Genomic DNA, 13,517 nt, shown 5'->3' on the forward strand with positions numbered 1-13,517 from the left:
CGGGCGAGCTTTACGGCATCGTGCCACAATGCCCGGAGACTAGAACGGGGTTTTGCGCCCTGCCTGTCTCAGATTGCGGTTCGTGCGGGCTGCCATTCAAGAGCTTTCGAGGATGCGGCGCTGAACACATCGCCGATACCGATCAGCACAGGTTCGTTCACGCCCAGTCTCTCGACGGCAGCACCAAGTTCCATCAGGGGGCCGCACCAGCGCTGCTCATTCGCACGGCTGACGGAAATCATGACCGCAACGGGCGTTGAAGCGGGCATGCCGTGAGCGAGCAGGCAAGCCTCTATGCTGGCTGCGGTTCGCCCGCCCATATAAAAAACCGTGGTCACGGAGGGGTTCGACAGGGATTGCCAGTCGATATTCTCCGGCAGCTTTCCCTGCCGGGAATGGCCGGTGATGAAGCGTACCGACTGAGCGTGGTCGCGATGGGTCAGGGAAATACCCAGGCGCGAGGCCATGGCGCTTGCGGCGGTGATGCCGGGCACGATCTCGACCGGGATATTTTCAGCCTCCAGCGCGGCGATCTCCTCGCCGGCGCGCCCGAAAATCATTGGATCGCCGGATTTCAACCGCACCACCCGTTTGCCGGCCTTGGCGAGACGGATCATCATGTCATTGATATCTTCCTGCCTGCAGCTTTCCCGGCCGCCGCGCTTGCCGACCAGCATGCGCTTCGCCTCCCGCCGCGCCAGTTCCAGCACCTCGGCCGAGACAAGATCGTCGAACAGGATGACATCGGCCGCCTGCAAAGCGCGCACCGCTTTCAGCGTCAGCAGTTCGGCATCGCCCGGCCCGGCGCCCACAAGCGTTACAAGGCCGCGCCCCGATCCTGCCCGCGCGGCCTGCATTCCGATATCCGCAAGCAGCCGTTCCTCGCTGCCCTCACCCAGCCTTTCGGTAAAAGCCCGATCGACGAATTTTTCCCAGAAAGAGCGCCGCGACGCACCGGGAGCGAGCCGCAGATTGACGCGCTCGCGGATTGTCTGGGCAAGCCCGCCCCAGTCCTTCAGCGAAAGCGGCAGCAATGTCTCGATGCGCCGGCGGATGGCCTGCGCCAGAATGGGTGCGGCGCCATCGGTGGAGATAGACACCACCACCGGCGAGCGATTGACGATGGAGCCGAACTGGAACTGGCAGAATTCCGGCTTGTCGATGACATTGACGGGAACGCCGGCCCCGCGCGCGGCATCGTAGAAGCTCTCAGCTTCCGCATCGGTCTCGCAATCCGCCAGCGCCAGTTCCGCGCCGCCAAAGATATCCGGACCCCACGGACGGTCATGCCATCTCAGCATCTGGCCTTTTGCGACAAGCGCTGCAAAGCTTTCCGAAAGCTCGCTTGCCTCGCAATAAAGATGCAATTCCGCACCGCAGGCGAGCAGCAGTTCCGCTTTCCAGGCGGCTCCATCCGATCCGCCCGCCAGCACCACGCGCTTGCCCTCAAGCCCCCAGAAGACCGGCAACTTGGCTAATCTTTCCATGCGGGCCGGTTCATTCCGCTGCGGTTTTAAGGCATCCATCGATGATCCCCCTGATCTCGGCGCGGCAGGAGCCGCAATTGGTTCCGGCATTCAACGCCTTGCCGATGGCTTCGACGCTGTGGCAGCCTTCGCGGATGGCCGCGGTAATCTGATTCACTCCGACGTTGAAGCAGGAGCAGACGGTGGCGCCCGGATCGGCGCGGCCGGCACCGGGGCGACCGGCAACCAGCGCAAAACGCATGCGCAGATCCTCATGACGTTCGGTCAATTGCGAGATCGCCCAGTTACGGGCAACGGCAACCGGCTGCCTGGCGATGAACAGCGCCGCCAGCAGGATATCGCCGTCGAAGAAGGCAAGGCGCAGGTCGCCCGTCTGCCGGTCGCTGTAACCCAGCGGCTCAACCCTGGCCTCGATGCCGAAGACCTGTCGCGCCCAGAGTGTCCAGTCCTGCGGCTCCTCGGTAAAGGCAAGCTCCATGCGATAGCCGCCATCCGCTTTGGCCGTGGCCCAGTAAGCACAGTCCGGCGCATCCGGCCGGATGCGGGAGATGGCGAAACCATAGGCCTTCGCTTCGAAGCGCCTTGCCCTTACCGCCACATTTTTCGAAGCGGGCTGACCGGAATGCGGGTCCGTCACCGGGGCAACCACGACATCGATGCGCGCCTGCGAGGCGAACTGGTCGTTCCAGTGCATCGGCGCAAACACCGAGCCGCGCGCCTGCCTTTCGCTCACCAGCGCCCGCAGCAACACCTTGCCATGGGGGCTTTCCAGCTCCACCAGATCGGCGCTTTCGACTCCCAGCGCTTGCGCATCGCGCGGATGAAGCTCGGCGAAGGGTTCGGCGATATGGGCGGTGAGGCGTGCGCTTTTGCCGGTGCGGGTCATGGTGTGCCATTGATCGCGGATGCGGCCGGTATTCAGTGTCAGCGGATAATCCGCCGATGTCCTGCACGTCTCCGGCAAGGCCGTGGCAATGAAGCGCGCCTTGCCATCGGCGTGATAAAACCGTCCATCCGCGAAAAACCGGGTGACGACGCCATTGCCCCGTTCCACTTTCGGCCATTGGAAGGACGCCATCGTGTCGTAGGATTCGGGCTCTATCCCGCTGATGTCGAAATCGCGACTGCCCATATTCTCAAAGCCGGAAAGAGCGGCATGTTCGGCAAAAATCTCCGATGGCTGGCCATAGGCGAAGGCCGTGCCGAAACCCATGCGCCGGCCCACTTCCGCCATTTGCCACCAGTCCGCTTTCGCTTCGCCGGGCGCATCCAGAAAACCGCGCTGACGGGAAATGCGCCGCTCGGAATTGGTGACGGTGCCGTCCTTCTCACCCCAGCCGAGCGATGGCAGAAGCACATGGGCATGGCGGGCCGTATCGGTATTGGCCATGACATCGGACACCACGACGAAAGGACAGGCCTTGATGGCCGCCTCGACGGCGCCGGCATCTGGCATGGAAACCACCGGGTTGGTCGCCATGATCCACAGCGCCTTGATGCGGCCGTCAGCCACGGCCCTGAACATGTCCACCGCCTTCAGGCCGGGTTTTTCCGCAATGGCGGGCGAGGCCCAGAAACGCCGCACGCGGTCGCGATCCTCGGCATTTTCGATAGCCATATGGGCGGCCAGCATATTGGCCAGCCCGCCGACCTCGCGCCCGCCCATGGCGTTCGGTTGGCCAGTCAGCGAAAACGGCCCCATGCCCGGTTTGCCGATGCGGCCGGTGGCGAGGTGGCAATTGATGATCGCGTTGACCTTGTCCGTGCCGCTTTGTGACTGGTTGACGCCCTGACTGTAACAGGTGACGGTTTTTTCGGTGCGTTCGAACAATTCGTAAAAGGAAATCAGTTCGGCGACTGTCAGGCCGGTGGCCTCGGCGATCTCCGGCAGGCTATGTGCGGTTGCTGCCTGCATCGCAGCATCAAAACCGACCGTGTGATTGTCCACATAACCGCGATCGATTGCAGGACTATCGGAAAGATGCGCCAGCAAGCCGGTAAACAGCGCCACATCTCCATCCGGGCGGATGGCGAGGTGCATGTCGGCAATATCTGCGCTCATCGTCCGGCGCGGATCGATGACAACGACTTTCATTTCCGGCCGCGCGGCCTTTGCCGCCGCAAGCCTTTGGTAAAGCACCGGATGGCACCAGGCGAGATTGGAACCGGTGAGGATCACCAGATCGGCAAGCTCCATATCCTCATAGGTGCCCGGCACCGTATCGGCCCCGAAGGCACGGCGATGGCCGGCAACCGAGGACGACATGCAGAGCCTTGAATTCGTATCGATATTGGCCGAGCCGATGAAACCCTTCATCAGCTTGTTGGCGAGGTAATAATCCTCGGTCAGCAATTGGCCGGAGACGTAGAAGGCGACCGAATCCGGGCCGTGTTTGGCAATGGCTTGAGAGAACCGGGAAGCGACGAGATCGAGCGCTTCGTCCCATGCCGCCCGCCTGCCGCTGATTTCGGGGTGGAGCAGGCGCCCGTCGAGGTCGATGGTTTCGGCCAGAGCCGAACCTTTGGAACACAGTCTTCCGAAATTGGCGGGGTGGTCCTGATCGCCTCTGACGGACACCGCGCCATCGTCGTTGACAGTGGCGATGACGCCGCAGCCGACGCCGCAATAGGGACAGGTGGTTTTTGTTTCAGTGGGCATGGGTTTGCCCTCTCGGTGCGTGGCGTTTACCCCTCTCTGTCCTGCCGGACATCTCCCCCTCAGGGGGGGAGATCAATCGCGGCACAAACTTCCATTCACAACTGGCGTCGTCGCCGGTGGAGAGGGAACGAGTAGCTTTCCGCTTGTCGATCTCCCCCCCTGAGGGGGAGATGTCCGGCAGGACAGAGGGGGGTAACGCCACCGCCATCGCAATTCACTCCGCCGCAATCATCAGGGTTTCAAGCGCTATCGAAAGCCTCCCATCCAGATTGCGCACCGGAATGGTCCTTACCTCACCCTCATCCGCCCCCAAGGCCTTACCGGTTTCCAGCGAAATGACCCAATTATGCAAGGGACACGTCACCGAAGCCCCATGCACGATGCCCTGGCTCAGAGGCCCGCCCTTGTGCGGGCAATGGTCCTCGATGGCGAAGACCTGATTTTCCGCCGTGCGGAACACGGCGATCTTGCCCATCGGCGTTTTTACGCAACGCGCGCCGCGCAGGGGAATGTCGGAGATATCGCCAATATCGATCCAGTTGCTGTCCATCGTTATCACTCCGCCGCCTCACTGAAACCGATTGCCGCCATGGGCCTGAATTCGTGCTTGTCGTGGCCGGATACGCGTTCCGACCAGGGATCGACCTGCGCGAATTTCTGGCTGAAGACGAAGCGGTCGAAATAGGCCTTGCGCTTTTCCGCATCGTCCATGATCTGGCGGCGGATTTCGTCGTAACCGATGCGCTTTGCCCATTTGTAGATACGCTCGAGATAGCGCGCCTGTTCGCGATACATCTGCGTCAGCGCCACGATATGTTCCAGCGCCTCATCCTCGGTTTTGACGAGACCCAGAACTTCCGTGCCCTTGATATCAAGACCGGCGGCACCGGCAAAATGAATCTCGAAACCGGAATCGACGCAGATGACGCCGATATCCTTGCAGGTCGCCTCCGCGCAGTTGCGCGGACAGCCGGAAACGGCAAGTTTCAGCTTGGCGGGCGTCCACGAGCCCCACATGAATTTTTCGATACGGATGCCAAGACCGGTGGAATCCTGCGTGCCGAAGCGGCACCATTGCTGGCCGACGCAGGTTTTGACCGTGCGCAAACCTTTGGCGTAGGCCTGGCCGGAAATGAAACCGGCCTTGCCGAGATCGGCCCAGACGGCGGGCAAATCCTCCTTCTCGATGCCGAGAAGATCGATGCGCTGGCCGCCCGTTACCTTCACCATCGGGATTTCGAACTTGTCGACCACATCCGCAATCGCCCGGAGTTCAGAGGAAGAGGTAACGCCGCCCCACATGCGCGGCACGACGGAATAGGTGCCGTCCTTCTGGATATTGGCGTGGACGCGCTCATTGATGAAACGCGACTGGTAGTCGTCGGCATATTCATCCGGCCAGTCGCAGACGAGGTAATAATTGAGCGCCGGCCGGCATTTGGCGCAGCCGCAGGAGGTCTTCCATTCCAGTTCCTGCATCACGGCGGGAATGGTCTTCAGCCCCTTCGCCTTGATGAGACGGCGCACATCGTCGTGGCCGAGATCGGTGCATTTGCACATGGGCTGCACGGCAGCGGGATTGTAGCTGTCGCCGAGCGTTATCGTCATCAGCTGCTCGACAAGGCCGGTGCAATTTCCGCAGGAGGCCGACGCCTTGGTGTGGGCGCGCACATCGTCCAGCGAAGTCAGCCCCTTGGACGTGATGGCCGATGTGATCTTGCCCTTGCAGACGCCGTTGCAGCCGCAGATTTCCGCATCATCCGGCAAGGCTGCAACGGCCGCCATAGGGTCCAGCGGCGACCCTCCCTGATAGGCCTGGCCGAAGATCAGGGTTTCGCGCATGGCGGAAATATCGGTCGATTTCTTCATCAGGTCGAAGAACCACGAGCCATCCGCCGTCTCGCCATAGAGAACCGCACCGATGATGCGGTTTTCCTTGAGGATCAGGCGCTTGTAGACACCAGCCGTGGCATCGCGCAGCACGATTTCCTCGCGGTCGTCGCCTTCTGCGAAATCGCCGGCGGAAAACAGGTTGATGCCGGTGACCTTCAGCTTGGTATTGGTGACGGAGCCGTGATATTCGGCCGAACCGCCGCACAGCCGGTCCGCCAGCACCCGCGCTGATTCATAAAGCGGCGCGACCAGTCCGTAGCACATGCCGCGATGTTCGGCGCATTCGCCAAGCGCGTAGATCGAGGCGTCCGAGGTCATCATGCCGTCATCTACCACGATGCCGCGATTGACAGCGATACCCGCCTCCTTGGCGAGACCCGAGGCAGGACGGATGCCGACCGCCATCACCACCATGTCGCCCTTGATGACCCGGCCGTCTTCCAGCTCAATGCCCTCGACCTTCTCCTCACCCAGAATGCATTTGGTGTTGGCCTTAGTGATGATGTCGATTCCGCGCTCATTGAGCGCTTTTTCCAGAAGGTAAGCCGCTGCCGGATCGAGCTGGCGCTCCATGATCGTCGGCATCAGGTGGATAACGGTGACATCCATGCCCTGGCGCTTGAGACCATAAGCTGCTTCCAGCCCGAGAAGGCCGGCGCCGATGACGATGGCGCGGCCCTTGCCCTCAGCAATCTCCAGCATCTTCGTCACATCGTCGAGATCGCGATAAGCGAGCACGCCCGGCAATTGATGGCCGGGAACAGGGATGATGAAGGGCGACGAACCGGTGGCTATCACCAGCTTGTCGTAGGAAACCGTGATGCCGTTTTCGCTGGTCACAGTCTTTCTGTCGCGGTCGATGCCGGTGACCTTCGCGCCCTTGTGCAGTGTGACATTGTTAGCCGCATACCATTCGTCATTATGAATGACGATGTCTTCATAGCTCTTTTCGCCCGAGAGCACCGGCGAGAGCATGATGCGGTCGTAATTGACGCGCGGCTCGGCGTTGAAAATGGTGACGTCATAAAGGCCGGGAGCGGTTTCGAACAGGTTCTCCAGCATGCGCCCCGGCGCCATGCCATTGCCGATGATGACGAGTTTTTGCGTCATGGTCGTTACTCCGCAGCTTCGACGAAGCGGTGACGTTCGTAAAGGAACTTCAGCACGGCCTCGCGGCATTTGAGGTAGGTCTTGTCGGATGCGAGCTCGATGCGGTTGCGCGGGCGTGCCAGCGGTACGTCAAGCACTTCGCCGATATGGGCGGCGGGCCCGTTGGTCATCATCACGATGCGGTCGGAAAGCAGCACCGCCTCATCGACATCATGGGTGATCATGACCATGGTGTTGCCGAGCCGGGCGTGGATTTCCATCACCGCATCCTGGAGATGGGCACGGGTCAGCGCGTCCAGCGCACCGAAAGGCTCGTCGAGCAGCAGGATCTTCGGCTCCATGGCGAGCGCGCGGGCGATGCCGACACGCTGTTTCATGCCGCCGGAAATTTCCGAAGGCTTTTTGTCCTTGGCATGGGCCATCTGCACGAGATCGAGATTGCGCATGACCCAGTCATGCCGCTCGGCCCGGGTCTTGGTGTTACGGAAGACCTTCTCGACGGCGAGATTGACGTTTTCATAGACCGAAAGCCAGGGCAGCAGGCTGTGGTTCTGGAACACGACGGCGCGCTCCGGACCCGGCTCGTTGACCTCGCGGTTTTCGAGCAGAACGGCGCCGGCAGACACTTTCGTCAGCCCCGCGATGAGGTTGAGCATGGTGGATTTGCCGCAGCCGGAATGGCCGATGACGGAGACGAATTCGCCTTTTTCGATGGTGAGGTTGATGCCTTTCAGCACCTCGGCGCGCGAACCGCCCTTGTCGAAATATTTGTCGATGTGATCGAGCTTCAAATAAGCGTTCATTATCGTCGCCCTCTTAATTTGCCGCAGCGCCGCGGGTGATGACCTTGCCGAGCGCCGCCACCAGCTTGTCGAGCACGAAGCCGACGACGCCGATGTAGACGAGCGCCACGATGATGTCGGGCAGGCGGGAGGAGTTCCACGCATCCCAGATGAAGAAACCGATGCCGACGCCGCCGGTCAGCATTTCCGCCGCGACGATTGCGAGCCAAGAAAGGCCGATACCGATACGCAGGCCGGTGAAGATGTAGGGTGCCGCCGAAGGCAGCATGATCTTGAAGAAGAATTCCAGCTGGTTGAGCCGCAGCACCTGCGCCACGTTGCGGTAATCCTGCGGAATATTGCGCACGCCGACTGCGGTATTGATGATGACCGGCCAGATGGAAGTGATGAAGATCACGAAAATGGCGGAAGGGTTGCTATCCTGAAAGGCGGCCAGCGAAAGCGGCAGCCAGGCAAGCGGCGGCACGGTGCGCAGAACCTGAAAGATCGGATCGAGACCGCGCATGGCCCAGACCGACTGGCCTATCACCGCGCCGAGGATGATGCCGGCAATGGCGGCGAGGCCGAAACCATAGGCCACACGCTCCAGCGAGACCAGAACGCGCCAGCCAAGGCCGATATCCTGCGAACCGTTATGGAAGAACGGCGATACGATGAGATCGTAGCTCTCCTCGAAAACCTGGCTCGGCGGCGGCAGCGATGAGCCGGGGGCGGAACAGAGCAATTGCCAGACGCCCAGCAGAATGGCGAGGACGATGAACGGCGGTACGATGTTGCGGGCCGCCGCCGCACCCCATTTGCGCAGATCGATCCGCGGCGACTGTTTCGGCGCAAGTGCCACGACGTTTGCCTTCTGCGCTACCGGCTGCTGCGGCTCTTCGTTGAATTTTCGGGCCAATGCGGACATGGGCATTTCCTCTTGATTTCGGTTGCGGTCTGGGGCTCGCCCCTCATCCGGTCTTCAGTCGCGCCGGTTGGGCAGCGCATCTGGCGGATGAGGGGCGACACCCCGGGTCTCCTCCTCAGGAGGCCGCCTTGATGGACAGGCTTTCGAGATAGGCCGACGGGTTTTCCGGGTCGAAGACCTTGCCGTCGAAGAAGGTTTCCTTGCCGCGCGAGGTGGAGGCGGGAAGATCGGCAACGCCGAGATCCTTGGCCGCCGCGCGCCAGATATCCTCGCGGTTCACCTTCTCCACCAGCGCCTTCACATCCGTATCGGGCGCGAATTTGCCCCAGCGGATGTTTTCCGCGATGAACCAGCTGTCGTGGCTGCGGAAGGGATAGGAGGCATGGTCCTGCCAGAACTTCATCTGCAGGCCGGTATTTTCGAGCACACGCCCGTTGCCGTAATTGATATTGCCCTTCAGGCGACCAAGCACGTCCTTCGGCGGCACGTTGAACCATTGGCGTTTGCCGAGGATGGTGGACATTTCCTCCTTGTTCGCCATCTCATCGCACCATTGCTGCGCTTCCATGACAGCCATCAGCAGCGCCTTGGTGGCGTTGGGGTTCTTCTCCACCCAGTCCGCACGCATGCCGAGCGCCTTTTCCGGATGGCCCTTCCAGAGTTCGCCGGTGGTACAGGCGGTGAAACCGATGCCCTGATTGACGAGCTGCTCGTTCCAGGGTTCGCCCACACAGAAGACGTCCATATTGCCGACCTTCATATTGGCGACCATCTGCGGCGGCGGAACGACGATGGTGGAGACGTCCTTGTCCGGATCGATGCCGCCGGCGGCAAGCCAGTAGCGGATCCACAGATCATGCGTGCCGCCGGGGAAGGTCATGGCGGCCTTGATTTCCTTGCCCTCGGCCTTCTTTTTCTCGAAAGCCGCCTTCAGCTTGGAGGCATCCAGCTGAACGCCGGTTTCGGCATATTCCTTGGCGACGGAAATGCCCTGGCTGTCGAGGTTGAGGCGGGCGAGGATGGTCATCGGCACCGGCACATTGTTCTGGGTCACCTTGCCGGTATGCATGAGATAGGGCATCGGCGTCAGGATGTGTGCGCCGTCGATGCCGTTCGATGCGCCGCCGAGCACGAGATTGTCGCGCGTCGCACCCCAGGAGGCCTGTTTCAGAACCTCGACATCCGGCATGCCGTGTTTGGCGAACAGGCCCTTTTCCGCCGCAATGATGAGCGGAGCGGCATCGGTGAGCGCGATAAAGCCGATTTTCGCGCCTTTCACTTCGGGCTCAGCGGTGGCTGCGAAAGCACCGGACGGAAAGGCCACGCGCACGGCGCTGACAAGGGCGGCGGTGGCTGTCGTCTTCAGTATCGTGCGGCGGCTGACATCGCCGGAGAATATCTTTTTCATTCGCATGTTCCCCTTATTGGGCCACCTCTGCGGGTGACGTTTTCGCTTGCGAAAAAACCTGAAAATAAAAAAACGCCGCTCGGTGTTTGCGCCTGCGGAACGGGAGGTGTTCCGGGCAGCAAAACCTTGCGACGTCTGTGTCTTGTGAAAGCGCCTATGCCGCGCCTTGCTCGCCCCGATCGCCGTTGACCGGTGCAAAAAACAAGAAGCAAGAGGCGTGCCAGTTTATAAAAAACAGATTATATTATTGAAAATAAAGGAGTATTTTTGAAAATCGATCTACTGATTAAATTTTAACCAGCGCGTTTTCTGTCTTCCATTTGTGCAAAGAGAAGAATCCTGCGCTTGAAATTTGCGCAGCCTGTAAAGCATGACGCCGCTTACGTCTCGCCTGAAGTCGGAGAAAACGGCGCGGCGGTGCGCACGGAAAAGGCGTTCACGTAGCCTGTAATGTCGGCGGGATCGAATACGAGGCCATCCACGAAACGGTCATGCTCTTCCTGCCCTTCGATGCGGATATCGGCATCGTCAGGTGCATTGGCGTCGCCCAGCGCCGCCCGATAAATATCCGGCCGGTAGGCAGACAGGGCGGCCTCCACACCGACCTGTGAAAACTCGGCCTGCCCCCAGCGGATCATCTGGCTGTAGATCCACAATGCCTGGCTCTGGCGCGGATAATTGGCGTGACCGCCGTGGAAGATGAAATAATTGTCGATTACCCGGCGGTTGCCCTGGCTGTCGATGCTGAATTCACCGGCAAGCACACGACGGATGATGCCTTCCGGTGCGCCGATATAGCGGGGATCGGCAAGCGCTGCGCTGAGATCATCGTGATTTTCGGCAAGGTCGCACCAGCGCGCGGCGGCATCGAGCGCCGTCAGCAGCCGTCCCACCGTTTCCTGCTGGTTTTCCGCCCATTCGGGTCGCATGCCGATGACCTTTTCCGGTGCGGAAGGCCACAAATCCTGCTTGGCCGCAACGATGCGACCGACACCGCGCTCGGCGGCGACGATGTTCCACGGCGCTCCGACGCAGAAACCGTCAATGGCCCCTGCGGCAAGCGCATCCGAGGTCAATGGCGGCGGCACCACCACAAGCTTGACATCGTGATCGGGGTGAATGCCGCCGGCGGCAAGCCAGTAGCGAAACTCGTAATTATGCGATGAAAACGGATAGGTCATGCCAAGCGTCGGCGGCGGTTCGCCGCGGGCGCGCATATCATCGAGCACCCGCTTCAACGCCTCGGCATTTTCGAGCGCTCCCGCCGTTTCGGAAAGCCCGGTCAAAGCCTTCATCCGTGCAAACAGCCGGGTCGAAAGCGTGATAGCATTGCCGCCGCGTCCGAGTGAAAAGGGCGTGATGGTCGGCGACGGGTTGGAGCCGAGCCCGAGCATGGAGGCGACGGGCATCGGCGACAGCATGTGGGCGATATCGAATTGCCGAAACGCCAGCCGGTCGCGCACATTCGCCCAGGAAACATCCTTGACGAGATCGAGCGAAAGGCCTTCGCGTTCTGCGAAACCGAATTCGGCCGCAGCAATCAGGACGGATGCGTCGACAAGGGGAATAAAGCCGGCGCGCAGGATTTTCTGCCGCTCGCTGCCGACGATTGCCGGTGCTTGCGTTACTCCGCCGTCTGATCCGGCCGTTTTTTCCGGTGCCGCCATATCATTCACTCCACACTGTCCGACCGGCGGTTCGTCACATCAACAGACCGGCCGCGGTGACCACGCTTTGCGCGATCTCGGAAATCTTCTTTTTCTCGTTCATCGCGGTTTGCCGCAAAAGCGCAAAGGCCTCCTCTTCGGAAAGGCCGCGCATCTTCATCAGAATGCCCTTGGCACGCTCGATGACCTTGCGTTCCTCGAGCGCCGATTTCGCTTCGGCAAGTTCCCGCTGAAGACGGCTGAAGGCATTGAAGCGGCTGACCGCCATATCGAGAATGGGCTTGACCCGCTCCTTCTTCAGCCCGTCCACCACATAGGCGGAAACGCCCGCCTCGACGGCCGCCTCGATGGACGCGGTATCGGAGCGATCGACAAACATGGCGATCGGCCGGCCGACCGTGCGGGTAAGCTGGAACAGATGCTCCATCATGTCACGATTGGGATTTTCAAGATCGATGAAGATGACATCGGGCTGCAGCGTCTCGATGGTGCGCGCCACCCCGTTCACCTCATGGATGACCGTGACGCGATGATAGCCGGCCTCGCGCAGCCCCTCCTCGATGATGGAGGCGCGGATCGCGTTTTCGTCGATAACGAGAATGGTCAGGTCGCGAAGCGTCATGTCAGCATTGATGACGCAGCGCAGCAAACTTGGCAATCGGCTGCGGCTGCAAAAAATGGCGGGAGCGGCAAGGGTCGTTTCCTACCCTGCCGCCCGTCATGTCAGGAAGCGTGTTCGACGGCGCGTTCAAGCGCCTTCAGAACCGTCCGCTCGGACAGATTGAGATAAATTTCCATCTCGTCGCCGGCCTCTTGCGCCTTGCCTTCTTCCATCAGCGACAGGATCTTGCTGTTCATGTCCACAAAGGGGGAATGAAGCTGTTCGGGATCTTTCAGCAAGCCGAAACAAAGCCTGAGTTCAGCGGCGATACGCTCGTAAAAATCGCTGAGGCGGGCGCTGTCGAGAAGATCGACGACGGCGGCGTGAAATTTCATGTTGGCGCTGCCCACACCCAGCCAGTCGGCATCTTCACGCTTGACCTTGGCATCCTCGACCGCTGCCCGCATCGTCTTGATTGCGGGATGCTTGTGCCAGGCCTGGCGAAGTGCGCCGCATTCCACCATGCGTCGCACGCGATAGATGTCGATCACGGATGCCATCGTGGGAACAGCAACGAAGACCCCGCGATTGGCCTCGTGGCGCAAGAGTCCATCCTTTGTCAGCAGACGGAAGGCTTCGCGCAGGGAATTGCGGGAGACATCAAAGCGCTCGCTGAAGGCTGCCTCCGATAAACGCTGTCCCGGCATCAACTCGCCGGAGATCAGCAGGGTGCGGATACCCTTGGCCAATCGATCCGCAAGCGGAAGACCTTCTATCGTTTCCGTCATGGCGCTTCTTTCCTTAAGGCAATGCAGCATCGGGAATTCCGTGACAGGCAAGTTCGGGCACGGCATGATTGCCCATAGCACAAAGCATTAGCAAAGCACGAAAAAAACGTGATTAAATCCTGCTCATTACGTCCAACAAATGGACAAAATGAAAGAACGATAACTTTATATTGTTGAACAAAGTTGACAATTTC

10 protein-coding genes are annotated in these 13,517 nt (G+C 60.5%); all 10 read right to left on the bottom strand.

The window, feature by feature from the left end; all coding sequences use genetic code 11:
* Nucleotides 1-68 precede the first annotated feature (68 nt).
* The 10 genes from cysG to I3J13_RS23125 all read right to left on the bottom strand — a co-directional run bounded on the left by cysG (nucleotide 69) and on the right by I3J13_RS23125 (nucleotide 13,323).
* Entirely contained in the window at nucleotides 69-1,526 is a 1,458-nt protein-coding gene (gene cysG, locus I3J13_RS23080; RefSeq protein WP_196380369.1) for a siroheme synthase CysG, read from the bottom strand.
* Complete coding sequence (locus I3J13_RS23085; protein WP_196380370.1) at nucleotides 1,498-4,146, bottom strand: nitrate reductase; 2,649 nt, start codon at nucleotides 4,144-4,146, stop codon at nucleotides 1,498-1,500. The genes cysG and I3J13_RS23085 overlap by 29 nt, the downstream gene beginning before the upstream one ends.
* A 214-nt stretch (nucleotides 4,147-4,360) precedes the next feature.
* Nucleotides 4,361-4,696 carry a nitrite reductase small subunit NirD gene (nirD, locus tag I3J13_RS23090; protein ID WP_003519747.1) on the bottom strand — a complete coding sequence of 112 codons (336 nt, stop codon included), beginning with the start codon at nucleotides 4,694-4,696 and terminating at the stop codon, nucleotides 4,361-4,363.
* Between the two features lie 5 nt (nucleotides 4,697-4,701).
* Complete coding sequence (nirB, locus tag I3J13_RS23095) at nucleotides 4,702-7,149, bottom strand: nitrite reductase large subunit NirB (RefSeq protein WP_196380371.1); 2,448 nt, start codon at nucleotides 7,147-7,149, stop codon at nucleotides 4,702-4,704.
* Nucleotides 7,150-7,154: 5 nt separating this feature from the next.
* Nucleotides 7,155-7,952, bottom strand: a complete 798-nt coding sequence (locus I3J13_RS23100; RefSeq protein WP_035225183.1) for an ABC transporter ATP-binding protein — start codon at nucleotides 7,950-7,952, stop codon at nucleotides 7,155-7,157.
* Nucleotides 7,953-7,965: 13 nt separating this feature from the next.
* Entirely contained in the window at nucleotides 7,966-8,859 is an 894-nt protein-coding gene (gene ntrB, locus I3J13_RS23105) for a nitrate ABC transporter permease (RefSeq protein ID WP_196380372.1), read from the bottom strand.
* 115 nt (nucleotides 8,860-8,974) lie between these two features.
* A complete protein-coding gene (locus I3J13_RS23110; protein WP_035263483.1) occupies nucleotides 8,975-10,267 on the bottom strand; it encodes a CmpA/NrtA family ABC transporter substrate-binding protein in 1,293 nt (430 codons plus the stop codon).
* 380 nt (nucleotides 10,268-10,647) lie between these two features.
* A complete protein-coding gene (locus tag I3J13_RS23115; RefSeq protein ID WP_196380373.1) occupies nucleotides 10,648-11,934 on the bottom strand; it encodes a CmpA/NrtA family ABC transporter substrate-binding protein in 1,287 nt (428 codons plus the stop codon).
* Nucleotides 11,935-11,968: 34 nt separating this feature from the next.
* On the bottom strand, nucleotides 11,969-12,556 hold the full coding sequence (locus I3J13_RS23120; RefSeq protein WP_003519752.1) for an ANTAR domain-containing response regulator: 588 nt from the start codon (nucleotides 12,554-12,556) through the stop codon (nucleotides 11,969-11,971).
* Between the two features lie 101 nt (nucleotides 12,557-12,657).
* The gene (locus I3J13_RS23125) at nucleotides 12,658-13,323 is read right to left on the bottom strand and encodes a GntR family transcriptional regulator (protein ID WP_035260455.1); all 666 of its coding nucleotides are present in this window, start codon (nucleotides 13,321-13,323) and stop codon (nucleotides 12,658-12,660) included.
* Nucleotides 13,324-13,517 lie beyond the last annotated feature (194 nt).

It is taken from the genome of Agrobacterium leguminum, assembly GCF_015704895.1.
In the GTDB taxonomy this organism is placed as follows: domain Bacteria; phylum Pseudomonadota; class Alphaproteobacteria; order Rhizobiales; family Rhizobiaceae; genus Agrobacterium; species Agrobacterium leguminum.

Bases quoted from the DNA above. Each gene is read 5' to 3' on its own strand.
- cysG (WP_196380369.1), bottom strand. From the start codon at position 1,526: ATGGATGCCTTAAAACCGCAGCGGAATGAACCGGCCCGCATGGAAAGA.
- I3J13_RS23085 (WP_196380370.1), bottom strand. From the start codon at position 4,146: ATGCCCACTGAAACAAAAACCACCTGTCCCTATTGCGGCGTCGGCTGC.
- nirD (WP_003519747.1), bottom strand. From the start codon at position 4,696: ATGGACAGCAACTGGATCGATATTGGCGATATCTCCGACATTCCCCTG.
- nirB (WP_196380371.1), bottom strand. From the start codon at position 7,149: ATGACGCAAAAACTCGTCATCATCGGCAATGGCATGGCGCCGGGGCGC.
- I3J13_RS23100 (WP_035225183.1), bottom strand. From the start codon at position 7,952: ATGAACGCTTATTTGAAGCTCGATCACATCGACAAATATTTCGACAAG.
- ntrB (WP_196380372.1), bottom strand. From the start codon at position 8,859: ATGTCCGCATTGGCCCGAAAATTCAACGAAGAGCCGCAGCAGCCGGTA.
- I3J13_RS23110 (WP_035263483.1), bottom strand. From the start codon at position 10,267: ATGAAAAAGATATTCTCCGGCGATGTCAGCCGCCGCACGATACTGAAG.
- I3J13_RS23115 (WP_196380373.1), bottom strand. From the start codon at position 11,934: ATGGCGGCACCGGAAAAAACGGCCGGATCAGACGGCGGAGTAACGCAA.
- I3J13_RS23120 (WP_003519752.1), bottom strand. From the start codon at position 12,556: ATGACGCTTCGCGACCTGACCATTCTCGTTATCGACGAAAACGCGATC.
- I3J13_RS23125 (WP_035260455.1), bottom strand. From the start codon at position 13,323: ATGACGGAAACGATAGAAGGTCTTCCGCTTGCGGATCGATTGGCCAAG.